The organism is Pseudorhodoferax sp. LjRoot39 (assembly GCF_964253035.1).
Classification (GTDB): Bacteria; Pseudomonadota; Gammaproteobacteria; order Burkholderiales; family Burkholderiaceae_C; genus Pseudorhodoferax.
In genome coordinates, this window is the sequence record NZ_CAXUQL020000001.1 from 4,550,894 (window position 1) to 4,576,666 (window position 25,773).

The 25,773-nt window shown below is 69.5% G+C and carries 27 protein-coding genes; 19 read left to right on the top strand and 8 right to left on the bottom strand.

Annotation, left to right across the window (positions count from 1 at the left end):
* Positions 1–4: 4 nt before the first annotated feature.
* The 3 genes from ACSQ4M_RS21110 to ACSQ4M_RS21120 form a co-directional block, all read right to left on the bottom strand.
* Complete coding sequence (locus ACSQ4M_RS21110; protein ID WP_436191378.1) at positions 5–994, bottom strand: TRAP transporter substrate-binding protein; 990 nt, start codon at positions 992–994, stop codon at positions 5–7.
* Positions 995–1,029: 35 nt separating this feature from the next.
* Entirely contained in the window at positions 1,030–1,860 is an 831-nt protein-coding gene (locus tag ACSQ4M_RS21115; RefSeq protein ID WP_436191379.1) for a phosphogluconate dehydrogenase C-terminal domain-containing protein, read from the bottom strand.
* Positions 1,861–1,977: 117 nt separating this feature from the next.
* Positions 1,978–3,099 carry a helix-turn-helix domain-containing protein gene (locus tag ACSQ4M_RS21120; protein WP_436191380.1) on the bottom strand — a complete coding sequence of 374 codons (1,122 nt, stop codon included), beginning with the start codon at positions 3,097–3,099 and terminating at the stop codon, positions 1,978–1,980.
* 114 nt (positions 3,100–3,213) lie between these two features.
* Here ACSQ4M_RS21120 and ACSQ4M_RS21125 point away from each other — a divergent pair, with 114 nt between their 5' ends.
* The 7 genes from ACSQ4M_RS21125 to ACSQ4M_RS21155 all read left to right on the top strand — a co-directional run bounded on the left by ACSQ4M_RS21125 (position 3,214) and on the right by ACSQ4M_RS21155 (position 10,724).
* The gene (locus ACSQ4M_RS21125; RefSeq protein ID WP_436191381.1) at positions 3,214–3,687 is read left to right on the top strand and encodes a (2Fe-2S)-binding protein; all 474 of its coding nucleotides are present in this window, start codon (positions 3,214–3,216) and stop codon (positions 3,685–3,687) included.
* An 18-nt stretch (positions 3,688–3,705) separates the two neighbouring features.
* Positions 3,706–6,078: a xanthine dehydrogenase family protein molybdopterin-binding subunit gene (locus ACSQ4M_RS21130; protein ID WP_436191382.1), complete on the top strand. Its 2,373-nt coding sequence runs from the start codon at positions 3,706–3,708 to the stop codon at positions 6,076–6,078.
* 16 nt (positions 6,079–6,094) lie between these two features.
* Positions 6,095–6,886, top strand: coding sequence for an FAD binding domain-containing protein (locus ACSQ4M_RS21135; protein WP_436191383.1), 792 nt, complete (start codon positions 6,095–6,097; stop codon positions 6,884–6,886).
* Between the two features lie 80 nt (positions 6,887–6,966).
* A complete protein-coding gene (locus ACSQ4M_RS21140; protein WP_436191384.1) occupies positions 6,967–7,866 on the top strand; it encodes an AAA family ATPase in 900 nt (299 codons plus the stop codon).
* On the top strand, positions 7,867–9,051 hold the full coding sequence (locus ACSQ4M_RS21145; RefSeq protein WP_436191385.1) for a vWA domain-containing protein: 1,185 nt from the start codon (positions 7,867–7,869) through the stop codon (positions 9,049–9,051).
* 22 nt (positions 9,052–9,073) lie between these two features.
* Complete coding sequence (locus ACSQ4M_RS21150; RefSeq protein ID WP_436191386.1) at positions 9,074–9,601, top strand: CoxG family protein; 528 nt, start codon at positions 9,074–9,076, stop codon at positions 9,599–9,601.
* Between the two features lie 22 nt (positions 9,602–9,623).
* Positions 9,624–10,724, top strand: coding sequence for an XdhC family protein (locus ACSQ4M_RS21155; protein WP_436191387.1), 1,101 nt, complete (start codon positions 9,624–9,626; stop codon positions 10,722–10,724).
* Here ACSQ4M_RS21155 and ACSQ4M_RS21160 read toward each other — a convergent pair whose 3' ends face one another.
* Positions 10,725–10,973 (bottom strand): hypothetical protein, encoded by a 249-nt coding sequence (locus ACSQ4M_RS21160; protein ID WP_436191388.1) that lies wholly within the window; start codon positions 10,971–10,973, stop codon positions 10,725–10,727.
* A gap of 76 nt (positions 10,974–11,049) precedes the next feature.
* Between ACSQ4M_RS21160 and ACSQ4M_RS21165 the strand changes: the two genes are divergently transcribed.
* The 10 genes from ACSQ4M_RS21165 to queC all read left to right on the top strand — a co-directional run bounded on the left by ACSQ4M_RS21165 (position 11,050) and on the right by queC (position 21,616).
* A complete protein-coding gene (locus ACSQ4M_RS21165; RefSeq protein WP_436191389.1) occupies positions 11,050–11,901 on the top strand; it encodes an SIR2 family NAD-dependent protein deacylase in 852 nt (283 codons plus the stop codon).
* Positions 11,902–12,037: 136 nt separating this feature from the next.
* On the top strand, positions 12,038–13,357 hold the full coding sequence (locus tag ACSQ4M_RS21170) for an ABC transporter substrate-binding protein (RefSeq protein ID WP_436191390.1): 1,320 nt from the start codon (positions 12,038–12,040) through the stop codon (positions 13,355–13,357).
* A 19-nt stretch (positions 13,358–13,376) separates the two neighbouring features.
* Positions 13,377–14,234, top strand: a complete 858-nt coding sequence (locus ACSQ4M_RS21175) for a carbohydrate ABC transporter permease (RefSeq protein WP_436191391.1) — start codon at positions 13,377–13,379, stop codon at positions 14,232–14,234.
* Positions 14,235–14,236: 2 nt separating this feature from the next.
* The gene (locus ACSQ4M_RS21180; RefSeq protein WP_436191392.1) at positions 14,237–15,073 is read left to right on the top strand and encodes a carbohydrate ABC transporter permease; all 837 of its coding nucleotides are present in this window, start codon (positions 14,237–14,239) and stop codon (positions 15,071–15,073) included.
* A gap of 12 nt (positions 15,074–15,085) precedes the next feature.
* Positions 15,086–16,120, top strand: coding sequence for an ABC transporter ATP-binding protein (locus tag ACSQ4M_RS21185; RefSeq protein WP_436191393.1), 1,035 nt, complete (start codon positions 15,086–15,088; stop codon positions 16,118–16,120).
* Positions 16,121–16,123: 3 nt separating this feature from the next.
* Positions 16,124–17,530: a D-arabinitol 4-dehydrogenase gene (dalD, locus tag ACSQ4M_RS21190; protein WP_436191394.1), complete on the top strand. Its 1,407-nt coding sequence runs from the start codon at positions 16,124–16,126 to the stop codon at positions 17,528–17,530.
* 2 nt (positions 17,531–17,532) lie between these two features.
* The gene (locus tag ACSQ4M_RS21195; RefSeq protein WP_436194048.1) at positions 17,533–18,483 is read left to right on the top strand and encodes a carbohydrate kinase family protein; all 951 of its coding nucleotides are present in this window, start codon (positions 17,533–17,535) and stop codon (positions 18,481–18,483) included.
* A 5-nt stretch (positions 18,484–18,488) separates the two neighbouring features.
* Positions 18,489–19,418: an AraC family transcriptional regulator gene (locus ACSQ4M_RS21200; RefSeq protein ID WP_436191395.1), complete on the top strand. Its 930-nt coding sequence runs from the start codon at positions 18,489–18,491 to the stop codon at positions 19,416–19,418.
* Between the two features lie 12 nt (positions 19,419–19,430).
* Positions 19,431–20,903, top strand: coding sequence for a xylulokinase (xylB, locus tag ACSQ4M_RS21205; protein ID WP_436191396.1), 1,473 nt, complete (start codon positions 19,431–19,433; stop codon positions 20,901–20,903).
* The gene (gene queC, locus ACSQ4M_RS21210) at positions 20,900–21,616 is read left to right on the top strand and encodes a 7-cyano-7-deazaguanine synthase QueC (RefSeq protein WP_436191397.1); all 717 of its coding nucleotides are present in this window, start codon (positions 20,900–20,902) and stop codon (positions 21,614–21,616) included. Before xylB ends, queC begins: the two co-directional genes overlap by 4 nt.
* Here the strand turns inward: queC and ACSQ4M_RS21215 are convergent.
* Complete coding sequence (locus ACSQ4M_RS21215) at positions 21,590–22,171, bottom strand: chromate transporter (protein ID WP_436191398.1); 582 nt, start codon at positions 22,169–22,171, stop codon at positions 21,590–21,592. The two genes, queC and ACSQ4M_RS21215, sit on opposite strands and share 27 nt — an antisense overlap.
* Complete coding sequence (locus ACSQ4M_RS21220) at positions 22,168–22,758, bottom strand: chromate transporter (RefSeq protein ID WP_436191399.1); 591 nt, start codon at positions 22,756–22,758, stop codon at positions 22,168–22,170. The genes ACSQ4M_RS21215 and ACSQ4M_RS21220 overlap by 4 nt, the downstream gene beginning before the upstream one ends.
* Before the next feature lie 89 nt (positions 22,759–22,847).
* Between ACSQ4M_RS21220 and ACSQ4M_RS21225 the strand changes: the two genes are divergently transcribed.
* Positions 22,848–23,594, top strand: a complete 747-nt coding sequence (locus ACSQ4M_RS21225; RefSeq protein WP_436191400.1) for an acetoacetate decarboxylase — start codon at positions 22,848–22,850, stop codon at positions 23,592–23,594.
* Between the two features lie 36 nt (positions 23,595–23,630).
* On the top strand, positions 23,631–24,416 hold the full coding sequence (locus tag ACSQ4M_RS21230) for a 3-hydroxybutyrate dehydrogenase (RefSeq protein ID WP_436191401.1): 786 nt from the start codon (positions 23,631–23,633) through the stop codon (positions 24,414–24,416).
* Here the strand turns inward: ACSQ4M_RS21230 and ACSQ4M_RS21235 are convergent.
* Together ACSQ4M_RS21235 and ACSQ4M_RS21240 are read right to left on the bottom strand one after the other, a co-directional pair.
* Positions 24,406–25,272: an AraC family transcriptional regulator gene (locus ACSQ4M_RS21235; RefSeq protein WP_436191402.1), complete on the bottom strand. Its 867-nt coding sequence runs from the start codon at positions 25,270–25,272 to the stop codon at positions 24,406–24,408. The two genes, ACSQ4M_RS21230 and ACSQ4M_RS21235, sit on opposite strands and share 11 nt — an antisense overlap.
* Positions 25,269–25,733 (bottom strand): GyrI-like domain-containing protein, encoded by a 465-nt coding sequence (locus ACSQ4M_RS21240; protein ID WP_436191403.1) that lies wholly within the window; start codon positions 25,731–25,733, stop codon positions 25,269–25,271. Before ACSQ4M_RS21240 ends, ACSQ4M_RS21235 begins: the two co-directional genes overlap by 4 nt.
* Between the last annotated feature and the right edge of the window lie 40 nt (positions 25,734–25,773).

A 25,773-nucleotide genomic window follows, 5' to 3' on the forward strand; every position in this document is an offset into this window, starting at 1 on the left:
GCGCTTACTTCACGTCCTGGATCTTCTTGATGTTGTCCGCGCCGAACTCCTTGGCATACGCCACGTAGGCCGGTTTCAGCGCCTCCTGGAACGCGGCCTTGTCGACGGTGCGCACCACCTGCATGCCTTGGCTCTCCAGCAAGGCCACGCCATTGGCATCGTCCTCGTCGACCTTCTTGCGCTGCGCCGCGGCACTGGTCTTGGCGGCATCGAGGAAGACGCGCTTGTCCGCCTCCGACAGCTTGCTCCAGACCGCGTTGGACAGCAGCAGCAGGGCGGGCGAGTAGACATGCCCGGTCAGCGACAGGTGCTTTTGCACCTGCGAGAACTTGGAGCTGGTGATGACCGGGATCGGGTTCTCCTGCCCGTCCACCGTGCCCTGCTGCAGCGCCGTGAAGACCTCGGGGAAGGCCATCGGCGTGGGCAGCATGCCGAAGGTGCGGTAGCCGTCCATGTGCACCTTGTTCTCCATCGTGCGCACCTTCAGGCCCTTGGTGTCGTCGGGGCGGGCGATGGGCCGGCGGCTGTTGGTGATGTGGCGAAAGCCGTTCTCGGTCCAGACCAGCGCGACCAGGCCTTTGGGCGGGAACTTGGTCAGCAGGTCCTGGCCGATGGGGCCGTCGAAGACCTTGCGCGCGTGGTCGTAGTCGCGGAACAGGAACGGGATGTCGACGATCTTGACCTCCGGGACGAAGTTGCCGACCGGGCCGGTGGACGTGATCACCGCGTCCTGCGTGCCCAGCTGCACGGCCTCGATCTGCTCGCGTTCCCCGCCCAGCGCGGAGCTCGGGAACTGCTGGCACTTGAAACGGTTCTGGGTGTTCTTCTCGACCTCGGTGCAGAAGGCGGTGGCGCCGACCCAGTAATGCGAGTCCTTGGCGGGCGTGTAGCCGATCTTGAGCACGGTCTGGGCCTGGGCGCCGATGGCCAGCAGGGCCAGGGCGGCAGCGATGCCGGTGCGGGCGAGGGTGTGCGTGAGGGCGCTGCGGGGCATGCGGTGTCTCCTTTTTTCGTTGTGAACGGTGGCGATCAGGTGATGCGCCGGATGCTCTCGGCGATCTCGTCGCGCTCGAACACGCCCTTCCAGTCCTCGCGCATCAGCCGTGGCTTGCCGAAGGTGATGGCCTTGTTGCAGGCGTCCGAGAACTGGCCCGGGATCTCCTTGAAGATCACCGCCGAGAGGATGGTCATGTGGCCGAGCAGGAAGTCGCGTGCCGCATCGGCCGGCACGCCGCGGCCGACGACCTCGTCCATGGCCTCGCGCATCACGTCCAGGAGCGTGGCGCAGACGGTTTCCGAGAGGCCGGGCTCCAGCAGCGCCATCTGCTCCACCGTCACGCGGTATGAGCGCAGGATGGGCGCATAGATGGTCTTGGCGATCTCTTCGCCCAGGTCGAAATCGGCCGGCGTGCCCTGCATCAGCGCGCTGACAACGGACTGCGGCGCGTGGCCGCCGCCGAAGAAATCGGGCACGCCATCCTTGCGCAGCTCGGCGCTGAAGATCGGTGGGTGACAGGGGTGGGCCACGAAGTAGACGAGGTCGGCCCGCTCGGGCAGGTGGCCGGCGAACGGGGCGGCAGCGTCGAGCAGCATCACCATGGTGCCGGGCGCCAACTGCGGCGCAATGGCGTGGGCGATCTTGCCGATCAGCGTGTCGGGCACGGCCAGGATGACCACCTGTGCGCCGTCCAGCGCCGTGGCCTGGTCCACGCAGTCGATGCCGGCTTCGTCCAGCAGCCGCTTGCGGCCGATCTCGCCCACCTCCACATGGCGCACCGCGAAGCGGGAGCCCTGCAGGTTCTTCGCCAAGCGTACACCCATTTTTCCGCCTGCACCCAGCAGGGCAATCGTTGTCGTCATCGCGTCTCCATTGGTCAACTGGCATGATGGTATGACGACTAGGCCAGATCTGGATGACTGGGATTGTCGTTCTGCGGGTAACTCCCAGGGGCCGCGACGCTGCTGCGGCGCGCGGGCTCAGCGTTGGCCGAGCTTGCGGTAGACCGTCGCGCGGCTGATGCCGAGCCGGCGCGCCGCAAGCGCCACGTTGCCGCGCGCCGCGTCCACGGCCTGGCGGATGAGGGCGTCTTCGACGGTCCTGAGCGGCAGCGGCGCCGCGCAGTCCGCGCGCTGGTCGGCCGCGTGGGCCTGCGCCCAGATGCGCAGCCCAGACCACAGCGGCACGTCGAACGGCCGGCCCAAGCGCGCGGCGTCGAACAGGTTGGCGTGTGGCATGGCGAACAGCGCATCGGCGTGCATCGCAGCGCCGTGCGGCGCCAGCGCCAGCATGGCGCGCGCCGCCGGGTTCGCGGCCACCACCAGGCCGTCGGCGTCCAGGCCCAGCAGCCCGTCGCTGTCGCCGCCGGGCAGGGCGCCGGGCCAGCTCAGGCGCAGGGCCAGCGCGTGCGGCACGGCCAGCGCCAGCGCGTTGTCGATGCTGCGCGCGGCCTGCGCGGCCAGGTGCTGCAGTTCGGGCCGCTCGGCCACGTCGATGCCGGTCAGATCGAGCATGCCGGCCAGCTGCCCGTCCGCCCCGCGCAGCGGCGCGCCGGCGCAGCTGTAGGCGCCCGTGTCGGCGAAGAAGTGCTCGGCCCGGTGCAGCCAGACCGGCTGCTGCTCGAACAGCGCGGCGCCGATGGCGGTGGTGCCCACGCGCTGCTCCGACAGGTCGGCGCCGGTGCGCGTGATCAGCAGGGCGCGCCGGTCGCTGCGGTCGATGGCACCATGGGCATCGACCACCACGCCCTGGGCGTTCGCGAGGATCGCGAAGTAGCGCGTGTGTGCCAGCGCCTGCGCAACGCGTTCCAGCACCGGGCGCGCCGCAGCCACGAGGCGGCGGTTGCTGTCGGCCGCCGCGCGGGCCTGTGCCGGCGACACCGCGTCGAAGCCCAGCGCTTGCTCGGGCCTGTGGCCTGCCGCAAGGCAGCGCTGCCAGGAGCGTTCGATCCACGGCGCCACCAGTCCCTGGACGGCGGGCACGCGCTCGCCCAGCACCTGTTGGCGTGCGCGCCGGATCGGCTCGGTGCGGTCGGGCAGGGGCGGCGGTGAGGGCTGCAGCATGGTCTTCGTGGCGGCGCGCGCATTGTGCGGCTGTTTCATTTTGAGAATATGTTCAGGGCGCTCGCAGGTCCAAGGGTTTCGCCTAGGTGATGTACCGTGGTGCCTCCGAACAATGCGTGCGGACCCCACACCCCACAGATGGAGAAACATCCTATGCAGGTACAACTGACGGTCAACGGCAAGCAGGTTGCGGTGGACGTGCCACCCAACACCCTGCTGGTCCAGACGATCCGCGAACACCTTCACCTGACCGGCACCCACGTGGGCTGCGACACCGCCCAGTGCGGCGCCTGCACCGTGATCCTGAACGGCCGCGCCGTGAAGTCCTGCAACGTGCTGGCGGCCCAGGTGGCCGGCGCCGAGATCACCACCATCGAAGGGCTGGCCAAGGAAGACGGCACGCTGCACCCGATGCAGGCGGCCTTCAAGGAGTGCCACGGCCTGCAATGCGGCTTCTGCACCACCGGCATGGTGATGAGCGCAGTCGACCTGTGCACCCACCATCCCAAGGCCGACGAGACCGAGATCCGCGAGCTGCTGGAAGGCAACATCTGCCGCTGCACCGGCTACCAGAACATCGTCAAGGCGGTGGTGCTGGGCAAGACCAACATGGCCGCTGCGGCCTGAGCGCGAAGGAGCGACACCATGGGCGCTTCCGACTTTTCCAAGCTGCCGCACATCGGCGAGGCCGTCCTGCGCAAGGAGGACTACCGCTTCCTGACCGGCGCGGGCAACTACACCGACGACATCCACCTGGCCCAGGAACAGCAGGCCGTGTTCGTGCGCTCGCCGCACGCACACGCCGTGATCAAGGCCATCGACACCGCCAAGGCCTCCGCCATGCCCGGTGTCATGCGCATCTTCACGGGCAAGGACGTGGAAGGAAAGATGGGCGGCCTGCCCTGCGGCTGGCTCATCACCTCGACCGACGGCCAGCCCATGAAGGAGCCGCCGCACCCCATCCTGGCCCAGGGCAAGGTGCGCTACGTGGGCGACCACGTCGCCATGGTGGTGGCCGCCACGCTGGAGCAGGCCAAGAACGCGGCCGAGGCGGTGGAGGTCGACTACGAGGTGCTGCCCTCCGTCGTCAAGGTCAGCGATGCGGCCAAGGCCGCGGCGCTGCACGAGGCCGCGCCCGACAACTGCTGCTACAAGTGGGCCATCGGCGACAAGGGCCAGGTCGATGCGGCGTTCGCCAACGCCGCGCACATCACCAAGCTGGACCTGACCAACAACCGGCTGATCCCCAACGCGATGGAGCCGCGCGCCGCCATCGGCAGCTACAACCGCGGCGCGGACGAGTACACGCTCTACGTGTCCAACCAGAACCCGCACGTCGAGCGGCTGCTCATGACGGCCTTCGTGCTGGGTCTGCCCGAGCACAAGGTGCGCGTGATCGCGCCCGACGTGGGGGGAGGATTCGGCTCCAAGATCTTCCTGTACGCCGAAGACGTGTGCCTGACCTGGGCCGCCAAGCAGCTCAACTGCAGCATCAAGTGGACGGCCGACCGCAGCGAGGCCTTCCTCTCGGACGCGCACGGGCGCGACCACGTCAGCCACGCCGAGATGGCGATGGACAAGGACGGCAAGTTCCTGGCCATGCGCGTGCACACCGACGCCAACATGGGCGCCTACCTGTCGACCTTCGCTTCGGCCGTGCCGACCATCCTGTACGCCACGCTGCTGGCCGGCCAGTACACCTGCCCGCAGGTGTATGTGGAGGTGGACGCCTGGTTCACCAACACCGCGCCGGTCGACGCCTACCGCGGCGCGGGCCGGCCCGAGGCCACCTACCTGCTCGAGCGCCTGGTCAGCCGCTGCGGCTGGGACATGGGCCTGTCGCAGGACGAGATCCGCAAGCGCAACTTCATCACCCAGTGGCCGTACCAGACGCCCGTGGCGCTGCAGTACGACGTGGGCGACTACATGCAGTGCATGACGAAGGCGCAGGAACTGGCCGACGTGGCAGGCTTCGACGCGCGGCGGCAGGCCAGCGAGGCCAAGGGCCTGAAACGCGGCATCGGCTACAGCAGCTACATCGAGGCCTGCGGCATCGCGCCATCGAACATCGCCGGTGCGCTGGGTGCGCGCGCCGGCCTGTTCGAATGCGGCGAGGTGCGCGTGCACCCGACCGGCAGCGTGACCGTGTTCACGGGCTCGCACAGCCATGGCCAGGGCCACGAGACCACCTTCGCGCAGGTCGTGGCCGGCCGGCTCGGCATTCCGGTCGAGAACGTGGACGTGGTGCATGGCGACACCGGCCGCGTGCCCTTCGGCATGGGCACCTACGGCTCGCGCTCGATCTCGGTTGGCGGCGCTGCCATCATGAAGGCGCTGGACAAGATCGAGACCAAGGCCAAGAAGATCGCCGCGCACCTGATGGAGGCGTCCGACGCCGACATCGAGTTCGCCAACGGCGAGTTCACGGTCAAGGGCACGGACAAGAAGATCCCGTTCGGCCAAGTGGCGCTGACGGCCTACGTGCCGCACAACTACCCGCTGGACAAGCTGGAGCCCGGCCTCAACGAAACCGCCTTCTACGACCCGACCAACTTCACCTTCCCGGCCGGCACCTACATCTGCGAGGTCGAGGTCGACCCGGCCACGGGCGTGGTGCGCGTGGACCGCTTCAGCGCAGTGGACGACTTCGGCACCATCATCAACCCGATGATCGTGGAGGGCCAGGTGCACGGCGGCATCGTGCAGGGCATCGGCCAGGCGCTGATGGAGAACTGCGTCTACGACGAGCACACCGGCCAGCTGCTGACCGGCTCGTTCATGGACTATGCGATGCCGCGCGCCGACGACTTCCCGCATTTCAAGCTGGACACCGTCTGCACGCCGTGTACGCACAACCCGCTCGGAACCAAGGGCTGCGGCGAGGCCGGTGCCATCGGTTCGCCGCCGGCCGTCATCAACGCCGTACTGGATGCGCTGGCGCCGCTGGGCGTGAAGGACTTCGACATGCCGGCCTCGCCGGCCCGTGTCTGGGAAGCCATCCAATCCGCCAAGGCCTGAACGCAGGGAGAACACCATGTACGCATTCACGATCGAACGTCCTGCCAGCGCGGCCGATGCCGCCAAGCTCGCAGCCGCAGGCGCGCGGCCCCTGGCCGGCGGCCAGACTTTGCTGGCCTCCATGAAGCTGCGCCTGGCCGACCCCGGCCAACTGGTCGACCTGGGCGGCATCGCCGACCTGGCCGGCATCAAGAAAGAGGGCGATGCCATCGTCATCGGCGCCATGACGCGGCACCTGGCCGTGGCCAACAGCGCCGAGGTGCAGGCCGCGATCCCTGCGCTGGCCGACCTGGCCTCGCACATCGGCGACCGCCAGGTGCGTGCCATGGGCACGCTGGGCGGCTCGGTGGCCAACAACGATCCCTCGGCCTGCTACCCCAGCGCCGTGCTGGCCCTGGGCGCCACGGTCATCACCACGCAGCGCGAGATCGCCGCCGACGATTTCTTCACCGGCATGTTCTCGACCGCACTGGAGGAGGGCGAGCTGATCACCGCGATCCGCTTCCCGATCCCCAAGCGCGCGGCCTACCTCAAGTTCAAGCAGGCGGCCTCGCGCTTCGCGCTGGTCGGCGTGTTCGTCGCCCAGTTCGACAGCGGTGTGCGCGTGGCCGTGACCGGAGCATCCACGTGCGTGTTCCGCCACGCCGACCTGGAGGCTGCGCTGAGCAAGAGCTTCACGCCCGAAGCTGCGGCGGCCGTGAAGATCGACGCGAGCGACCTCAACGCCGACATCCACGCCTCCGCCGCCTACCGCGCCAACCTGGTCAGCGTGCAGACGCAGCGGGCCGTGGCCAAGGCCCTGGGATAAATTCAGGGTTCCACCGCGTGCGCCAGGCCCCGTTCTTGCGGGGCCTTTTTCCTTGCATGCCATCTGCATGAGGTCGTGCCTTGAGTTGCCCTTTTCCTTCGATCGATGCCCTGTCGGCCGCGCTGGCCGAGGCCGGCTACTTCGCCGACCGCCGCCTTGCCACGGCCGTGTTCCTGGCCTTGAAGCTGGAGCGCCCGCTGCTGCTGGAGGGCGAACCCGGCGTGGGCAAGACCGAGCTGGCCAAGGCCTTGTCCAAGGCCCTGCAGCGCGAGCTGCTGCGCCTGCAGTGCTACGACGGCCTGGAGCAGCGCGAAGCGCTCTACGAATGGAATTACGCCGCCCAGTTGCTGCACATGCGCGCGGCCGAGAGCCATGAAGACTCGGCCACCCTGGAGCGCGAGGTCTACCAGCCGCGCTACCTGATCCGCCGCCCGCTGCTGCAGGCGCTGCAGACGCCCAGCCCTGGCGCCGTGCTGCTGGTCGACGAGGTCGACCGCGCCGACGAGCCCTTCGAGGCCTTCCTGCTCGAGTACCTGGGCGAGTACCAGGTCAGCGTGCCCGAGATCGGCACCATCCGCGCGCTCGTGAATCCCGTGACCATCCTCACCAGCAACCGCACGCGCGAGCTCAACGACGCCGTCAAGCGCCGCTGCCTGTACCACTGGCTCGATTACCCCGAGCGCGAACGCGAGCTGGCCATCGTGCGGGCGCAGGTGCCGCAGGCCAGCGCGGCGCTGTCGGCCCAGGTGGCCGAGGTCGTGGGCCGGCTGCGCAGCGCGCCGTTCGCCGACGCCTTCCAGCGCGCGCCCGGCATCGCCGAGAGCGTGGAATGGGCCAAGGCGTTGGTCGCGCTGGACACCTTGGCCGTCGATCCCGAGGTGATGGCCGATACCGCCGGCATCCTGTTCAAGCAGCGCGAGGATGTGGCCGCGCTGACGCAGGACATGGCCACAGCGCTACTCAAACCTGCGGAGGCTTGATTGCTCCTGGGCGACGCACGCCGCGGCAAGCTGGCCGACAACATCGGCGGCTTCGGCCGCACGCTGCGCCGCGCTGGCGTGCGCGTGGACCCGGCCCGCATCGCGCTCGCGCAGCAGGCCGCGCAGCTCATCGACATCGGCCGCCGCGACGAGCTGGCCTATGCGCTGGAGGCCGTGATGCTGAGCCGCGAGCAGGACCGCACGGTGTTCCGCGAACTGTTCGACGCCTACTTCCGCAACCCCGACGTGGCCAACAAGCTGCTCGCGCAGATGTTGCCCACGAGCGAAGGGCGGGCCGAGCCCAGCAAGCGGCGCCCACGCGTGAACGAGGCGCTGGCGCCGCAGCGGGCCTTCGCCCAGGCCGTGCCGCCCAAGAAGGAAGACGACAAGATCGACTTCGACGCCGCGATGACGGCCAGCGATCTGCAGCGCCTCAAGCAGGCCGACTTCAACACCTTGTCCGCCAGCGAGTACCGGCTCGTCGAGCGGCTCGCGCGCGACATCGCGCTGCCCGTGCCCGAGGTACCCTCGCGCCGCCTGCGGCCCGGCACGCGCGGCGGCCGGCTGCACTGGGCCGGGGTGCGGCGCGAAGCCGCGCGCACGGGCGGCGAGCTGATCCGCCTGCCGAAGCTCGCGCGCCGCAGCCAGCCCTTGCCCTTGCTCGTGCTGGTCGACGTGTCGGGCTCCATGGAGCGCTACGCGCGGCTGCTGCTGGCCTTCCTGCACGCGGCCACGCGGCAACTGCCTCGGCGCGACGTATTCGCCTTCGGCACCCGGCTGACCGACCTCACGCCCAGCTTCCGCCATGCCGACACCGACGACATGCTGGCCGATGCTGGCCAGCGCATCGCCGATTTCGCTGGCGGCACCCAGCTGGGCGCCAGCCTGCAGACCCTGCGCCAGGAGCACGCGCGCCGCCTGGTCGGCCGCCGCACGCTGGTGCTGCTGGTCAGCGACGGACTGGACACGGGCGAGCCCGCCGTGCTGGCCGAGCACCTGGCCTGGCTGCGCCGGCGCTGCCGTCGGCTGCTCTGGCTGAACCCGCTGCTGCGCTTCGGCGGCTACGCCCCCATTGCGCGTGGGGCCGCGCAGCTGCACCGCCAGGCACACGCCATGCTTGCCGTCCACAATCTGGAGCGCCTGCAGGATCTGGCGCGCAGCCTCGCGCAGCTGATGAAACATTGAACGACAACCACAAGGATCCCCCATGGAAATGCAAGGCAGCCGCCAACTCGCCGTGACCCAGCAACAGGCCTGGGACGCATTGAACGACCCCGAGGTGCTCAAGCTGTGCATCCCGGGCTGCGACAAGGTCGAGGCCACGGGCGAGAACCAGTACGCCATCGGCATGGCGCTCAAGATCGGCCCGGTCTCGGCCAAGTTCGGCGGCAAGATCCTGCTCTCCGACATCGTGGCGCCCGCCAGTTACACCATCGCCTTCGAAGGGCAGGGCGGCGTGGCAGGCTTCGGCAAGGGTTCGGCCAAGGTCAACCTGGTGCCGAACGATGAAGGCTGCGAACTGCAGTACGCGGTGCAGGCCCAGGTCGGCGGCAAGGTCGCACAGCTGGGCCAGCGGCTCATCGACGGCGCCGCCAAGTCGCTGTCGGAGGACTTTTTCAAGCGCTTCGACAACGAGATGCGCAAGCGCCATGGCGTGGCGGACGAAGAGCCTGCCGAAGAAGAGAAGAAGGCCGGCTGGCTCGCCAAGCTCACCGGCAAGGGCAAGGAAGCCTGATTCCGAGCGAAAGGACGGCACGATGGAAAACCTCGACGTGATGGTGCTGCGCGGCCTGCGCGACTGGCGCTTGGCCGGCAAGCGCGCGCTGCTGGCCACCGTGGTGCGCACCTGGGGCTCGTCGCCGCGCCCGGTCGGCTCCATCATGGCGCTCAGCGAGGACGGTGCCGTGCTCGGCTCGGTCTCGGGTGGCTGCATCGAGGACGACCTGATCTACCGCTACACGCAGGCCTATGCCTCGGCCGCCACGGCGCCAGCGGACGACGCCACGCACCACATGCCCTCGGGTCCGCCGGCTTTCGTCAAATACGGCATCACGGCCGACGAGGCGCACCGCTTCGGCCTGCCCTGCGGCGGCACGCTGGAACTGCTGCTCGAACACGACCCGGACGCCACGCGCCTGGCCGAACTCGTCACGGCGCTGGAGGCCGGCCGGCTGATGCGCCGCACGGTGCGCCTGGCCGATGGCGCGGTGCAGCTCGAAGAGGCCGATGCACCGGCCGAACTCGATGTCGACGCCGACCGCCTCGTCAACACCTTCGGCCCCGAGTACCGCATGCTGCTGATCGGCGCCGGCCAGCTGACCGAGTACCTGGCCACCATGGCGCTGTTCTCGGGCTTTGCCGTGACCGTCTGTGACCCGCGCGAAGAGTACCGAGGCGCCTGGTCGGTGGCCGGCGCCACGCTGCTGCGCGAGATGCCCGACGACGTGGTGCGCGACTTCCGCCCCGACCGGCGCAGCTGCGTGGTCGCGCTCACGCACGACCCCAAGCTCGACGACCTGGCACTGCTGGAGGCGCTGGAGACCGAGGCCTTCTATGTGGGCGCCATCGGCTCGCGCCGCAACAACGAGGCGCGCCACCAGCGCATGGTCGAGCACTTCGAGCAGACCGACGCCTCGCTGGCCCGCCTGCGCGGCCCCATCGGCATCTACATCGGCAGCAAGACCCCGGCCGAGATCGCGGTCAGCGTGATGGCCGAGATCCTGGCCGTGAAGAACGGCGTGCAGCTGCCGCGCGACATGGCCGTGACGCACGCCAAGAACGCGCGCGGCATTGCGGCCAACGAAGACGAACAGCAGGCCATCCCGGGCGCGTCGGCGGTGTGCGCCGTGCCGCGCTGATCAGCCCTGGCCCAGCATGCGCAGCGCGGTCTCGCGCGAGCGGAACCCCAGCATCGCGCAGACCACGGCCTGGCCGTCCAGGTGCCGCAGGCGCGCGCCGCCCACGTTGAAGAACTTGCCGGAAAGCACGTCGCCGGCGCGCACGCGGGCGCCCTTGATGAACTGCAGGATGGCGCAGCGGCCGCCTTCGATTTCCAGGACCAGGCGGCCCGCCGTTGCAGCGACCGCGATGACGATGCCTTTTTGCATGGGGCCAGTGTAGGCAGCCGCCGTGACAGCGGTGTAACGCCCCCGGTGCAGATAAGCCTTCTGTAGAGTCGGGCGCATGTCGGATTCCCCGCTCGACCATGCCGCCGCCTGCATCGCGCAGGCCGACGCGTTGGTCGTGGCTGCTGGTGCCGGCATGGGGGTGGATTCGGGCCTGCCGGACTTCCGCGGCCCCGAGGGCTTCTGGCGCGCCTATCCGGCGCTCGGCCGCGCCGGCATCGACTTCTACACGGCCGCCTCGCCTGCGAGTTTCCGGCGCGACCCGGCCCTGGCCTGGGGCTTCTACGGGCACCGGCTGGCGCTGTACCGCGCCACGCAGCCGCACGCGGGTTTCGCGTTGCTGGACACCTGGGGCCGTCGGATGCGCGCCGGCTGGGCGGTGTTCACGAGCAATGTCGACGGCCATTTCCAGCAAGCCGGCACGGCACCCGCCGCGCTGCTGGAGTGCCATGGATCGATCCACCGTCTGCAGTGCATCGACGATTGCCGCGGCGCCATCTGGCCGGCAGATGCGTTCGTGCCCGAGGTCGATGCCGCGCAGTGCCGGCTCCTGAACGCGCCGCCGCGCTGCCCGCACTGCGGCGCGCTCGCGCGGCCCAACATCCTGATGTTCGGCGACGGCGATTGGAATGCGCAGCGGGAACAGACGCAGGCGGCGCAGCTGCAGGACTGGCTCGCGGGCCTGCGCCGCATGCGTGCGCGGCTGGTCGTGGTCGAGATCGGCGCCGGCACGGCCGTGCCCTCGGTGCGCCACTTCGTGCAGGGACTGCAGCGCGGCCTCGGTGCGCAACTGGTGCGCATCAACCCACGCGAGGCCGCAGTGCAGGGCCCGTACGACGTCGCCGTGCCCGCTGCCGCGCTGCAGGCCCTGAGCGGCATGGCCGAACGCCTGCCGCTGCCGTCAGGCTGATGCTCAGTTCTGCCAACCAAGGGAATATCCGGGGTCCATTGCGCATAAAAGTATCAATGGTGGGCTGAACAGGTACAACCCACGCAAGGCAGAGTCTCCAGAATCGCGGCACACCGATTCCATGACAGGAGACACCATGCAGCGTTTCGTCCGCACCGCCCCCACTGCCGCCCTGATGGCCGCGCTGGCCACGGCCGGCCTGGCCGTCCAGGCCCAGGAACTCGTCATCGCCACCGTGAACAACGGCCACATGATCGAGATGCAGAAGCTCACGCCCGAGTTCGAGAAGGCCAACCCCGGCATCAAGCTTAAGTGGGTCACGCTGGAGGAGGGCGTGCTGCGCCAGCGCGTGACGACCGACATCGCCACCAAGGGCGGCCAGTTCGACGTCATGACCATCGGCCTGTACGAGGCACCGATCTGGTCCAAGAAGGGCTGGCTCAAGCCCATCACGACCGACGCCGCCTACGACGTGGACGACCTGCTGCCGGCCATCCGCGAAGGCCTGTCCTACCAGGGCAAGCTCTACGCCGCGCCGTTCTACGCCGAAAGTTCCATGCTGATGTACCGCAAGGACCTGGCCGACAAGGCCGGCGTGCAGCTCGGCGAGCAGCCGACCTGGGAGCAGGTCAAGGCCTTCGCGGCCAAGGTGCACGACCCCAAGGCCGGCGTGTACGGCATGTGCCTGCGCGGCAAGCCGGGCTGGGGCGACAACATGGCGCTGATCACCACCATGGTCAACACCTGGGGCGGCCAGTGGTTCGACATGGCCTGGAAGCCGCAGCTCGAGTCCAAGCCCTGGAAGGACGCGATCACCTTCTACGTGGACCTCATGAAGCAGTATGGCCCGCCCGGCGCCTCGGCCAACAGCTTCAATGAGAACCTGGCGCTGTTCAACGAAGGCAAGTGCGCGCAGTGGGTGGATGCGACCATCGCCGCGTCCTTCATCAGCGACCCCAAGCAGTCCAAGGTGGCCGACAAGGTGGCCTTCGCCCAGGCACCGACCGCCGTCACTCCCAAGGGCGCGAACTGGCTGTGGTCCTGGAACCTGGCCGTGCCGGCCAGCTCGACCAAGGACGAGGCCGCGCAGAAGTTCATCCGCTGGGCCACCTCCAAGGACTACATCAACCTGGTGGCCAAGATGCATGGCTGGCATGCCGTGCCCACCGGCACGCGCAAGAGCACCTATGCCAACCCCGAGTTCCAGAAGGCCGCGGTGTTCGCTGCGGCGGAGAAGAAGGCGATCGACTCGGCCAACCCGAACGACAGCACGTTGCCGAAGTCGCCCTACGTGGGCGTGCAGTACGCGGCCATCCCCGAGTTCCAGGCGATCGGCGTGGGCGTGGGCCAGCAGATGAGCGCGGCGCTGGCCGGCCGCTCCACGGTGGACCAGGCGCTCAAGACCTCGCAGACGCTGGCAGACCGCGAGATGAAGAAGGCGGGCTACTACAAGTAAGCGCCAGGAAGGCCTTGCCATGAACCGGCTGTTGCCCCGGGCCTTGATGGCCCCCGCGGTTGTCACGCTCCTCCTCTGGTCGATCGTGCCGCTGCTGATGACGCTGTACTTCTCGTTCGTCAGCTACAACCTCATGCAGCCCGGCGAGCACCCATTCGCCGGTCTCTCGAACTTCGAGTACTTCGTCACCGATCCGGACTTCTGGCCGGCGGTGGGCAACACGCTGGTGCTGATCGGCAGCGTGATCGCGGTCACGCTCATCGGCGGCGTGCTGCTGGCGTTGCTCGTCAACGATCCGTTCCCGGGCCAGGGCATCGTGCGCGTGCTGCTGATCTCGCCCTTCTTCGTCATGCCCGCGGTCAACGCGCTCCTGTGGAAGCACATGATGATGAACCCGATCTACGGGGTCCTGGCCAACCTCTGGAAGTTCTTCGGCGCAGAACCCGTGGACTGGCTGACCGACCTGCCGCTGTTCTCGGTCATCGTCATGGTGGCCTGGCAGTGGCTGCCGTTCGCCTGCCTGATCTTCATCACCTCGCTGCAGTCGCTGGACCGCGAGCAGATGGAGGCCGCGCGCATGGACGGCGCCACTGCCGTGCAGCGCTTCTTCTACCTGACCCTGCCGCACCTGGGCCGGGCCATGGCCGTGGTCATCATGATCGAGATGATCTTCCTGCTCTCGGTGTTCGCCGAGATCGCGATCACCACCAGCGGCGGGCCAGGCAACGCCAGCACCAACCTGACCTACATGATCTTCAAGCAGTCGCTGCTCAACTTCGACGTGGGCGTGGCCTCGGCCGGCGCGCTGTTCGCGGTGGTGCTGGCCAACATCGTGGCGGCCTTCCTGATCCGCATCATCGGCAAGAACCTGGACTGAGCATGCAAGCCAGCACCCCTCCCAACACCTTCTGGCCCACCGCGCTGCGCACGGTGGTGGCCTGGTCCCTCGCGCTGCTGCTGTTCTTCCCGCTCGGCTGGCTGTTCCTGACAGCCTTCAAGACCGAGTTGCAGGCCATCGCGGTGCCGCCGCTGTTCGTGTTCGAGCCCACGCTGCACAACTTCGCCGAGGTGCAGAGCCGCAGCGACTACCTGCTCTACGCCAGGAACTCGCTGATCGCCAGCGTGGCCTCCACCATCCTGGGCCTGGCCATCGCCGCGCCTGCCGCGTACTCCATGGCCTTCTTCAAGACGAAGGCGACGCGCGACATCCTGATGTGGATGCTGTCGACCAAGATGATGCCGGCCGTCGGCGCGCTGGTGCCGATCTACGTGCTGGCCCAGACCGCCGGCATGCTGGACACGCTGCCCGCGCTGATCCTCGTGTTCACGCTGTCCAACCTGCCCATCATGGTCTGGATGCTCTACACCAACTACAAGGAGATCCCGGCTGAGATCCTGGAGGCCGCGCGCATGGACGGCGCCAACCTGTGGACCGAGTTCCGCGAGGTGGTGCTGCCGCTGTCGGTCGGCGGCCTGGCGTCCTGCGGCCTGCTGTGCCTGGTGCTGAGCTGGAACGAGGCCTTCTGGGCGCTCAACCTCACCTCGGCCAAGGCCGGCACGCTGGCCACGCTGATCGCCTCCTACTCCAGCCCCGAGGGCTTGTTCTGGGCCAAGCTGTCAGCGGCCTCGCTGATGGCCATTGCGCCCATCGTCGTCTTCGGCTGGTTCAGCCAGAAACAACTCGTCCAGGGCCTCACCTTTGGTGCGGTCAAGTAAACGGAGCCCCACATGTCCTACCTGGAACTCAAGAACATCAAGAAGAGCTTCGGCGACGCCCACATCATCAAGGGCGTCGACCTCAAGATCGAGAAGGGCGAGTTCATCGTCTTCGTCGGCCCCTCGGGCTGCGGCAAGTCCACGCTGCTGCGGCTCATCGCCGGCCTGGAGCCCATCAGCAGCGGCCAGCTCATGCTGGACGGCCGCGACATCACCTATGCGCCCTCGGGCAAGCGCGACCTGGCCATGGTGTTCCAGAGCTACGCGCTGTACCCCCACATGAGCGTGTACGACAACATGTCGTTCGCGCTCAAGCTGGCCAAGGTCGATCCGGCCGAGATCAAGACCAAGGTCGAGCGCGCGGCCGCGCAGCTGAACCTGTCCAACTACCTGCAGCGCACGCCCAAGGAACTCTCGGGCGGCCAGCGCCAGCGCGTGGCCATCGGCCGCGCCATCGTGCGGGCGCCCAAGGTGTTCCTGTTCGACGAGCCGCTGTCCAACCTGGACGCCGCGCTGCGCGGCAACACGCGCGTGGAGATCAAGAAGCTGCACGAGTCGCTGGGCGCCACCACGATCTACGTCACGCACGACCAGGTCGAGGCCATGACGCTGGCCGACAAGGTGGTGGTGCTCAAGGACGGGCTGATCGAGCAGGTCGGCTCGCCACTGGAGCTCTACGACCGCCCGGCCAACCGTTTCGTCGCGCAGTTCATCGGCATGCCGTCCATGAACATGCTGCCGGCGCAGGCGCTGCCGGGCATCGCGCAGATGACGCAGGGCCGCCTGCCCGTCGACGGCTTCCTGGGCGTGCGGCCGGAAGGCGTGCGCGTGCTGCCGGGCCAGCGCACCGGCCTGCAGGGGCGCGTGGACCTGGTCGAGGCGCTGGGCTCGGACACGCTGATCCATGTGGACGTGAACGGCGTGAACATGATCGCGCGCCAGAACGAGCGCACGCAGCTGGAGGAGGGCGACACGGTCGGCGTGGAGATCGATCCCGCCGTGCTGCACCTGTTCAACCGCGATGGCCGAACCCTGGCCGTGGCCTGAGACATGACCGTCCATACCATCCTGCACCTGGGCCTGGGCTCCTTCCACCGCGCACACCAGGCCGTCTACCTGCAGCGCCTGATGGATGCAGGCGACCGGCGCTGGCAGTTGGCCGGCTGCAACATCCGGCCCGACATGGCCGACGTGCTGCAAGCCCTGGCCGACCAGGGCGGCGCCTACACGCTGGAGACGGTCACGCCGGCCGGCGTGCGCCGCTACGAGCGCATCACGGCCATCCGCGAAGTCATCCCCTACGCGCCCGGCCTGTCGGCCATGGTGGTGCGCGGTGCCGACCCCGCCACGCGCATCGTCTCGTTCACGGTGACCGAGGCCGGCTACTACCTGGACCCCCTGCACCAGCTCGACCCCGGCCAGCCCGAACTCGCGGCCGACATCGCGCGCGCGGCGCGCGGCGAGGCCGGCGAAACCATCTACGGCGCCGTGGCCGCCATCCTGCGCGCGCGCCAGGCGGCCGGCGCCGGCCCGCTCACGCTGCTGAACTGCGACAACCTGCGCCACAACGGCGAGCGCTTCCGCGCCGCGCTGCTGGCGTTCCTGGAGGCTGCGGGCGAGGGCCCGCTGGCAGCCTGGACACGCCAGCACACCACCTGCCCGAACGCCATGGTGGACCGCATCACGCCGCGCCCGCCGCCCGAACTGCGCGAACGCGTGCGCCAGGCCACCGGCGTGGACGACGCCGTACCGGTCACGGGCGAGAGCTTCATCCAATGGGTCATCGAGGACGACTTCGCGGCCGGCCGCCCGGCCTGGGAGCAGGTCGGCGTGGAGCTCGTGCGCTCGGTCCAGCCCTACGAGGAGGCCAAGATCCGCATCCTCAACGCCAGCCACAGCTGCATCGCCTGGGCGGGTACATTGGCCGGCCTGCAGTACATCCACGAGGGCACGCTGGATGCCGAGATCCGGCAGATGGCCTTCGACTACGTGAGCGACGACGTGATCCCCTGCCTGCACCGCCCCGGCCGCGAAAGCCCGGTGGACCTCCCGGCCTACCGAGACGTGGTGCTCGAGCGCTTCGCCAACCCGGCGGTCCACGACACCAACCAGCGCGTGGCGGCCGACGGCTTTGCCAAGATCCCGGGCTTCATCGCGCCCACGGTGCGCGAGCGGCTCGCGGCCGGCCGGAGCATCGCCGCCGTGGCCATGTTGCCCGCGCTGTTCCTGGCCTTCCTGCAGCGCTGGCACGCGGGCCAGCTGCCCTATGCGTACCAGGACCAGGGCATGGACCCGGTCGCCGCGCACGCGATCTGCGCCGCCGCCGATCCCGCGGCGGCGCTCGCGGCCGACCGCACGCTGTGGGGCGAACTGGCCGGCGATGCGCGCCTGCTGTCCGCGCTGCGCGAGGCCGGCCGGCGCGTGGCGGCCTTCGTGCAGGCGAGGGCGACGCCATGAGCATGCGCATCGCCTTCGTCGGTGAAGCCCTGATCGACTTCACGGCCCAGCCCGGCGCCGGCCTGCAGTTCCAGGGCCACGTGGGCGGGGCCCTGCTCAATGGCGCGGTCGCGGCCGCGCGGCTGGGCGCGCCCGTCGGCTACCTCACGCAACTGTCCACCGACCTGTTCGGCGAGCGCCTGCTGGCCCATCTGCAGGCCAACGGCATTTCGACCGAGCTCGTGCTGCGCAGTGCGGCGCCCAGCACGCTGGCCTTCGTGGAGCGCACGCCACAGACCAACCGCTACGCCTTCTACATGCAGGGCACGGCCGACGTGCTGTGGGCGCCCGATCCGCTGCCCGCGCTGCCCGACAGCTGCAACTGGCTGCACTACGGCTCCAACCTGCTCACGCGCGAGCCCTCGGGCCAGCGCGTGCTGGACTTCGCACGTGCCCAGCGCGGCCGTGTGCTGCGCGTGTTCGATCCCAATGCCCGTCCCAGCCTGGTCGAGGACCTGCCGGCCTGGCGTGCGCGCTGCGCCGAATGCATCGCCGAGTGCGAGCTGCTCAAGCTCAGCGACGAGGATTGCGCGCTGCTCGCGCCCGGCCAGCCGTTCGATGCGTTGGCCCAGGCCTGGCTGCAGGCCGGCCCGCGCGCCGTGCTCATCACGCGCGGCGCCGAGGGCGCCACGCTGTACCGCCCAGGCCAGCCGCCGCTGGTGGTGCGGCCGCCGCCTGTGCAGGTGGTCGACACCATCGGTGCCGGCGACACCTTCGGCGCCGGCCTGTCCGTGGCCCTGCTGGACCACGGTGTGCAGGACGCGGCCCGGCTCGCGGCACTGCCCACCACCGCTTGGGCCGAGGTGCTGCGTTTCGCCGCCACAGCCGCGGCGCTGAACTGCGCGCGCGAAGGCGCCGACCCGCCGCAGCGCGCGGCGGTCCAGGCCCTGCAGCCGCAGGCCGCCACCGCTTGAGCGCCATGCCCGCACCGCGCAGCCGCCCGCGCCAGCGTCAGCCCGAACTGGAAGGCGAGTTCGCGCGCTCGCCCGCACTCGGCTACGAGGCACCCGAGGACGGCGGCCTGGTGCGCTGCCTCGCCCACGGCTTTCCAACGCCGCTGGCGCGCTGGCACTTCCACGACGAGTACGAGCTGCACCTGATCACCTGCACCTCGGGCAAGGCCTTCGTGGGCGACTGGATCGGCCAGTTCGAGCCCGGTCACCTGGTGCTGTGCGGCCCGCGCCTGCCGCACAACTGGATCTCGCTGGACGCGGGGGCGGGCGTGCCCGAGCGCGACCTCGTGATCCAGTTCGAGCATGCACCGCTGGCGCGCGCCGCCGAATCGCTGCCCGAGCTGCGCGAGGTCATGGCGCTGCTGCAGCGCGCGCGCCACGGCATCGAGTTCTTCGGCATGTCCGAGCGCGCGCAGGCGCACTGGCAGGCCGTCAAGGCCACGCGCGGCGTGCGCCGCTTCGGCCATTTCTGCGCGTACCTGGCCGACCTGGCCCAGTGCGGCGACTACCGGCTGCTGTCCACGGTGCAGATCCAGAGCGCCGAGGGCGACGGCGAGCTGGAGCAGATCAACCGCATCGTCGACCGCATCACGGGCGACCTGGCGGCCTCGGTGAGCCTGGCGGACCTGGCCGGCGAGCTGGGCATGAGCGAGAGCCGGCTGTCGCGCTTCTTCAAGCGCGCCACCGGCAACAGCTTCACCGACTTCGTGAACATGGTGCGCATCAACAGCGCCTGCCGCCTGCTGATGCAGACCGACCATTTCGTCGCCGACATCTGCTACCAGGTCGGTTTCAACAACGTGGCAAACTTCAACCGCCGTTTTCTGGAGCTCAAGGGCGTGACGCCCACGGAGTTCCGCCGTCAGGCGGAACATCGCTTCGGCGGCGCTTCTTGAAGTGTTCTTGCCATGTACCTGGGCCTCGATCTCGGAACTTCCGAACTCAAAGCAATGCTGCTCGCCGACGACCACGGGGTCGTGGGCGTCGCGCACGCGGCCCTGACCGCGCAGCGGCCGCAGCCGCAGTGGTCCGAGCAGCAGCCGCAGGCCTGGGCCGATGCGCTCGACGTGGTGATGGCCGCGCTGCGCGCGCGCCACCCGGACGCCATGCGCAGCGTGCGCGCCATCGGCCTGTCCGGTCACATGCACGGGGCCGTGCTGCTCGACGAGGCCGACGCCGTACTGCGCCCGGCCATCCTGTGGAACGATGGCCGCAGCGCGGCCCAGTGCGCGGCGCTCACCCAGGCCGTGCCGGACCTGGTCCGCATCACAGGCAACCTGGCCATGCCGGGGTTCACCGCGCCCAAGCTGCTGTGGGTGCGCGAGCATGAGCCCGAGGTGTTCGCCAGGACGCGGCGCGTGCTGCTGCCCAAGGACTGGCTGCGCCTGTGGCTGAGTGGCGAAGCCGTGACCGACATGTCCGATGCCTCCGGCACGCTGTGGCTGGACGTGGCCCGGCGCGACTGGTCCGACGAACTGCTGGCCGCCACCGGCCTCACGCGGGAACACATGCCGCGTCTGGTCGAAGGCAGTGCGGTGTCGGCCACGCTCAAGCCCGAGATGGCGCAGCGCTGGGGCCTGCCGGCCGGCGTCCTGATCGCGGGCGGCGGTGGCGACAACGCCGCCAGCGCGGTCGGCATGGGCCTGGTGGCGCCGGGGCAGGGCTTCGTCTCGCTCGGCACCTCGGGTGTGATCTTCGTCTGCTCCAATGGCTTCGCGCCCAACCCGGCGCGCGCCGTGCACGCCTTCTGCCACGCGCTGCCGGGCCGCTGGCACCAGATGTCGGTCATGCTCTCGGCCGCCAGCAGCGTGGACTGGGCCGTGCGCGCCTACGGCTTCGCCGACATCCCGGGCTTCTTCCACGCCGCGGCATCGCTGGACGACTCCGCACGCGCCCAGGCGCCGCTGTTCCTGCCCTACCTGTCGGGCGAGCGCTCGCCGCACAACGACGCCCGCGCGCGCGGGGTGCTGTACGGACTCACGCCGGCGCATTCGCGCGCCGACATCGCCTACGCCGTGGTCGAGGGGGTGGGCCACGGCCTGCGCGACGGGCTGGACACGCTGTCCCGGCCGCCGAACGCCAGGCCGCTGTCGCTGGTGGGCGGCGGCGCGCGCAGTGCCTGGTGGTCGCAGCTGTTGGCCGACATCCTGCAGACGCCGCTGGCCCTGGGCGCAGGCGGTGAATCGGGCGGCGCGCTGGGCGCCGCGCGCCTGGCCTGGCTGGCCGACGGCGGCGACGAGGCCACGGTCTGCACCGTGCCGCCACGGCGCGGCCTGTTCACGCCTGGCGAGCGCACGGGCGCGCTGCACCAGCCGCGGCTGGAGCGCTTCCGCGCGGTCTATGCCGCACTCAAGCCCGTCTTCGCGCAGGGCGTGGAATGAGCTTGCCGCGCGATGCCCTGGTGCTGTTCTCGGGCGGCCAGGATTCCACCACCTGTCTGGCCCACGCGCTCGTGCAGTACGAGCGCGTCGAGACCATCGCCTTCGACTATGGCCAGCGCCACCGCATCGAGCTCGATGCGCGGATCGAGGTGCTGCGCCAGTTCCGCGTGCAGTTCCCGCACTGGGCCGCCCGCCTGGGCGAAGACCACCTGCTGGCCGTGCCCGTGCTGGGCGAGATCAGCGAAACCTCGCTCACGCGCGACATCGCGATGGAGATGCAGGAGCAGGGCCTGCCCAACAGCTTCGTGCCAGGCCGCAACCTGCTGTTCCTGACGCTGGCCGCCGCGCTGGCCTACCGCCGCGGGCTGGACGTGCTGGTCACGGGCGTCTGCGAGACGGATTTCTCGGGCTATCCGGATTGCCGCGACGACACCATCAAGGCCATGCAGATCGCGCTGTCGCTGGGCATGGACCGGCGCATCCTGATCGACACGCCGCTGATGTGGATCGACAAGGCCGAGACCTGGCGCATGGCCGAGCGGCTGGGCGGGCCGGCCCTGGTCGATCTCATCGTGGAGCACACCCACACCTGCTACCTGGGCGAGCGCGGCGCGTTGCATGCCTGGGGCTACGGCTGTGCCACCTGTCCGGCCTGCGTGTTGCGGGCCAAGGGCTGGGCAGGCTATTCAGACCCAGCCCAGGCCGCCGAGTAGCGCGCCGGCGCCCAGCAGCCACAGCAGGTGCAAGCGCGTGCGCCAGACCAGCACCGCCACCACGGCCGTCAGCAGCCACAACCGCCAGTTCTGTGCCGCTGCCCCCTGGCTGCCGGCCAGCACCCAGCCGGTGGCGACCAGCAAGGCCACGACGATGGGCGCCATGCCGGCCTTGAAGGCGCGCACGCTGCGCCGGTGCCGGTTGCGGTGGCCCCACTGCGCGCTGAGGTAGGTCAGCGTGGAGCTGGGCAGCAGCACGCCGACCATGGTCACCGTGAGGCCCAGCGCGGCCGTGGCGTAGCCGCCTGCGTTGAGTCCCACGTTCCAGCCCATCAGCGCGACGAACAGCACGTTGGGCCCTGGCGCGGCCTGGGCGATGGCGATGGAGGCGCTGAACTGCGGGTCGGTCAGCCAGTGCTGGCGGTCGACCAGGAAGCGGTGCATGTCGGGCGCGGTGGTGATGGCGCCGCCCACGGCCAGCAGGGAGAGCGTGGCGAAATGCAGGAACAGCGCGAGCCAGTCGGCCGGGCCCAGCGACAACGCCGGGCCGATCATGGCGCCAACCGGCGCCAGGCCAGCACGCAGGCCGTTGCGCCCAGGCCGAACAGCACATAGGCCAGCGGCCAGCGCAGCAGCGCAATGCCGGCGAAGCACAACAGGCCGAAGGCGGCGCAGAGCCCGCGCCCCAACACATTGCGCTGCAGAGCCGGGATCAGCTTGATGCCGGTGGCCATGATGAGCCCGGCGGCCACCGCACCCATGCCACGCAGCGCGCCGGCCATGTGCGGGTCGTCGGCCAAGCGGGTGTAGGCCAGCGCCAGCAGCAGCACCACCACGAGCGGCGCCAGCAGCATGCCGGACAAAGCCGCCAATGCGCCGGGCAGGCCGAAGTAGCGTGCGCCGATCATCATCGACAGATTGACCACATTGGGCCCCGGCATGATCTGCGCGACGGACCATTCCTCGACGAACTCGTCGCGGCTCATCCAGCGCTTCTTCTCCACAAGCTCGCGCTGCACCACGGCCAGAACGCCGCCGAAACCCTGCAGCGCGAGCCAGGTGAACGAGAGGAAGAGATCGGTCTTGGAGCGTGGCTGCGCGAGTGCGCCGGAAGGCTCGGGCGCGGAATCGGGGGCGGGCATGGCGCGGATTATCCCGTCGCGCAGCCCGCTTCAGCTTCGTCTAAGTCTCGCGGCGCAGAGTGGGGGCTCTCCCTCACAGAAAGCCCCCCATGCAACTTGACGACGTGCGCCGCGCCTTTGCGATGCCGGCCACCAGCCCCGCATTCCCGTGCGGCCCCTACCGCTTCGTGCGCCGCGAGTTCGTGGTCATCAGCTACCGCACCGACCTGGATGCGCTGCGCGCCGTCGTGCCCGAGCCGCTCGAAGTCGTGGAGCCGCTGGTCAAGTACGAGTTCATCCGGATGCCCGACTCCACGGGCTTCGGCGACTACACGGAATCGGGCCAGGTCATCCCGGTGCAACTGCGCACGGCCAAGGGCCTGGAGCAGGGCGCCTATGTGCATGCCATGTACCTCAACGACCACCCGCCCATCGCTGGCGGCCGCGAACTCTGGGGCTTTCCGAAGAAACTCGCCACGCCGCAGCTGGACTACGAGACCGACACCATCGTGGGCACGCTGGATTACGGCCGGGTGCGGGTGGCCACCGCCACCATGGGCTTCAAGCACCGTACGCTGGCGCCGGGCCCCATCCTGGCGGCGCTGGCCCAGCCGAATTTTCTGCTCAAGATCATTCCGCACGTGGACGGCTCGCCACGCATCTGCGAGCTCGTGCGCTACCACATGGTCGACATCCAGCTGCACGGGGCCTGGAGCGGCCCGGCGGCGCTCGAACTGCACCCGCACGCCCTGGCACCGGTCGCCGACCTGCCGGTGCGCAAGGTCGAATCGGCCGTGCACTACATCGCCGACATGACGCTCGCGCTCGGCACGGTCGAGCACGACTACCTCGCCTGAACTCCTCCAACCGTCTCACACCCGAAGGAACCCACCATGCAACAGCTCCAGAACAAGGTCGCCTACATCACGGGCTCGGCCAGTGGCATCGGCAAGGAGATCGCCACCGTCTTCGCCCGCGAGGGCGCTGCCGTCGTCATCGCCGACCTCAACCCGGCCGCGGCCGAGAGCACGGCCGCCGAGCTGCGCGCCAGCGGCGCCAAGGCCCTGGGCGTGGCCGTGGACGTGACCGACGAGGCGCAGGTCGAGGCGTCGGTGGCGCAGGCGGCCAAGGCCTTCGGCGGCATCGACATCCTGGTCAGCAATGCCGGCATCCAGATCGTGCACCCGGTCGAGGAGTTTTCCTTCGCCGACTGGAAGAAGATGCTCGCCATCCACCTGGACGGCGCCTTCCTGACCACGCGCGCCTGCTTGAAGCACATGTATGCCCAGGGCCGCGGCGGCAGCGTGATCTACATGGGCTCGGTGCACTCCAAGGAGGCCTCGCTGCTCAAGGCACCCTATGTGACGGCCAAGCACGGCCTGATCGGCCTGTGCAAGACCGTGGCCAAGGAGGGCGCGGCGCACGGTGTGCGCGCCAACGTGATTTGCCCTGGCTTCGTGCGCACGCCGCTGGTGGAAAAGCAGATCCCCGAGCAGGCCAGGACGCTGGGCATCAGCGAGGCCGAGGTCGTCAAGAACGTGATGCTCAAGGAGACCGTGGACGGCGAATTCACCACCACCGACGACGTGGCCCAGGTGGCGCTGCTGTTCGCGGGCTTCCCGAGCAACGCGCTGACCGGCCAGTCGCTGGTCGTCAGCCACGGCTGGTTCATGCAGTAGCCGGTCCGGCCAGCGGCAGGCAGATGTCGGTGCGCAGGTCCTCGGGCGCGGTATCGCGCGGGTTGTTCAGGTACTCCTCGAAGACCGGCAGGTCCGCCGCTGCATGGCCGGTCTCGACCAGCCAGCGGCCATACAGCCAGGCATAGGCCGCGCGCATGCTCGCGTAGGGGCCGCGGTGGTGCAGCACGGCGCAGCGCTGGCCGCCCAGCGTGAACGGCACGAGACCGGGCGGCGGGCCGGCGCCGGCCGGCAACGACAGGCCGGCGCGCGCATGCAGCTGGCGTTCGGGCACGGCCTCGGGATCGTCGAAATAGACTGCCAACCAGCGTGTGTCCGGCCGCAGCAACTGCGCGGCGGCCATGTGCGTGAAACTGGTCTCGAAGGCCCGACCGACCTGCATGTAGGCGCCGTGGTGGTCCAGGCCGGCCACTCGCACGGCGGGCACCACGCGGATCTGCACCGTGTAGCCGGCCGCCAGCACGGGCGTCGTGCCCGCGCGGAAGACCTGGTGCATGCCCTGCCGGCGGTAGGCGCTGGGGCTGCTGCCATAGCTGTCGCGGAAGGCGCGCGCGAACGATTGCACGTTCGGATAGCCGCAACGGCGCGCCACGTCCGCCACCGGCAGCGTGCTGTTGGCCAGGTAACCGCTGGCGCGGTGCAGGCGCAACCGGCGCACCGTGGCGGCGAGGGTCTCGCCATACAGCGCGGCGTAGGTGCGGTGCCAGTGGAACGGCGACAGGTGTGCCAGCTCGGCCAGGCGCGGCAGGTCCAGCGGTGCGTCCAGGTGCTCGTGCACATGGGCGATCACGCGCGCCAGGCGCGCCTGGTAGTCGACCCAGCCACGCCGGACACTCATGGCGCGCCGGGCCTGTCGTGGATGCCGACGAAGATGGCGATGCTGCCGTCGGCACCGTAGTGCTCGTAGTCGGCGATATAGCTCTTGGGCAGTTGCCGCGCGGCCCAGACCTGTTGCCAGGCGGCGCCCACCTGTTCGGGTTGGCCGTGCGCAACCGGAAACACGGCGCGCAGCGAGGCGGGCACCACGGCCCGCACCATGCCGGCGGGCACCGAGGCGTTGACCGGTACCTGGGCCCCCACGATCAGCGAGTACAGCCCCTGGTTGTTGCGGCCGGCATGCTCGAAATGGGTGTAAACGGCAAACAGCCCCTCACCGGTGCGCTGCGGTATGTCCTGTAACGCGCCGCAGGCGGTCAGGCGCTGCCAGAACGCTGGGATGGTCTGCGCGGCCTCTTCGTTGCTGGTGCGCAGTTCGACGCCGACCACATGGATGGCCTGGTCCTGGACGATGGTGTGCATGGCATGGATTCCACTGGATGACAGGCGGCCACTCTAGGCC

Excerpts from the sequence above, each read along its gene's own strand:
- ACSQ4M_RS21150 (WP_436191386.1), top strand. The coding sequence starts at position 9,074 with ATGGAAATGCAAGGCAGCCGCCAACTCGCCGTGACCCAGCAACAGGCC.
- ACSQ4M_RS21125 (WP_436191381.1), top strand. The coding sequence starts at position 3,214 with ATGCAGGTACAACTGACGGTCAACGGCAAGCAGGTTGCGGTGGACGTG.
- ACSQ4M_RS21130 (WP_436191382.1), top strand. The coding sequence starts at position 3,706 with ATGGGCGCTTCCGACTTTTCCAAGCTGCCGCACATCGGCGAGGCCGTC.
- ACSQ4M_RS21180 (WP_436191392.1), top strand. The coding sequence starts at position 14,237 with ATGCAAGCCAGCACCCCTCCCAACACCTTCTGGCCCACCGCGCTGCGC.
- dalD (WP_436191394.1), top strand. The coding sequence starts at position 16,124 with ATGACCGTCCATACCATCCTGCACCTGGGCCTGGGCTCCTTCCACCGC.
- ACSQ4M_RS21155 (WP_436191387.1), top strand. The coding sequence starts at position 9,624 with ATGGAAAACCTCGACGTGATGGTGCTGCGCGGCCTGCGCGACTGGCGC.
- ACSQ4M_RS21240 (WP_436191403.1), bottom strand. The coding sequence starts at position 25,733 with ATGCACACCATCGTCCAGGACCAGGCCATCCATGTGGTCGGCGTCGAA.
- ACSQ4M_RS21215 (WP_436191398.1), bottom strand. The coding sequence starts at position 22,171 with ATGATCGGCCCGGCGTTGTCGCTGGGCCCGGCCGACTGGCTCGCGCTG.
- xylB (WP_436191396.1), top strand. The coding sequence starts at position 19,431 with ATGTACCTGGGCCTCGATCTCGGAACTTCCGAACTCAAAGCAATGCTG.
- ACSQ4M_RS21135 (WP_436191383.1), top strand. The coding sequence starts at position 6,095 with ATGTACGCATTCACGATCGAACGTCCTGCCAGCGCGGCCGATGCCGCC.
- ACSQ4M_RS21165 (WP_436191389.1), top strand. The coding sequence starts at position 11,050 with ATGTCGGATTCCCCGCTCGACCATGCCGCCGCCTGCATCGCGCAGGCC.
- ACSQ4M_RS21195 (WP_436194048.1), top strand. The coding sequence starts at position 17,533 with ATGCGCATCGCCTTCGTCGGTGAAGCCCTGATCGACTTCACGGCCCAG.
- ACSQ4M_RS21220 (WP_436191399.1), bottom strand. The coding sequence starts at position 22,758 with ATGCCCGCCCCCGATTCCGCGCCCGAGCCTTCCGGCGCACTCGCGCAG.
- ACSQ4M_RS21170 (WP_436191390.1), top strand. The coding sequence starts at position 12,038 with ATGCAGCGTTTCGTCCGCACCGCCCCCACTGCCGCCCTGATGGCCGCG.
- ACSQ4M_RS21110 (WP_436191378.1), bottom strand. The coding sequence starts at position 994 with ATGCCCCGCAGCGCCCTCACGCACACCCTCGCCCGCACCGGCATCGCT.
- ACSQ4M_RS21225 (WP_436191400.1), top strand. The coding sequence starts at position 22,848 with ATGCAACTTGACGACGTGCGCCGCGCCTTTGCGATGCCGGCCACCAGC.
- ACSQ4M_RS21160 (WP_436191388.1), bottom strand. The coding sequence starts at position 10,973 with ATGCAAAAAGGCATCGTCATCGCGGTCGCTGCAACGGCGGGCCGCCTG.
- ACSQ4M_RS21115 (WP_436191379.1), bottom strand. The coding sequence starts at position 1,860 with ATGACGACAACGATTGCCCTGCTGGGTGCAGGCGGAAAAATGGGTGTA.
- queC (WP_436191397.1), top strand. The coding sequence starts at position 20,900 with ATGAGCTTGCCGCGCGATGCCCTGGTGCTGTTCTCGGGCGGCCAGGAT.
- ACSQ4M_RS21175 (WP_436191391.1), top strand. The coding sequence starts at position 13,377 with ATGAACCGGCTGTTGCCCCGGGCCTTGATGGCCCCCGCGGTTGTCACG.
- ACSQ4M_RS21185 (WP_436191393.1), top strand. The coding sequence starts at position 15,086 with ATGTCCTACCTGGAACTCAAGAACATCAAGAAGAGCTTCGGCGACGCC.
- ACSQ4M_RS21120 (WP_436191380.1), bottom strand. The coding sequence starts at position 3,099 with ATGAAACAGCCGCACAATGCGCGCGCCGCCACGAAGACCATGCTGCAG.
- ACSQ4M_RS21235 (WP_436191402.1), bottom strand. The coding sequence starts at position 25,272 with ATGAGTGTCCGGCGTGGCTGGGTCGACTACCAGGCGCGCCTGGCGCGC.
- ACSQ4M_RS21230 (WP_436191401.1), top strand. The coding sequence starts at position 23,631 with ATGCAACAGCTCCAGAACAAGGTCGCCTACATCACGGGCTCGGCCAGT.
- ACSQ4M_RS21200 (WP_436191395.1), top strand. The coding sequence starts at position 18,489 with ATGCCCGCACCGCGCAGCCGCCCGCGCCAGCGTCAGCCCGAACTGGAA.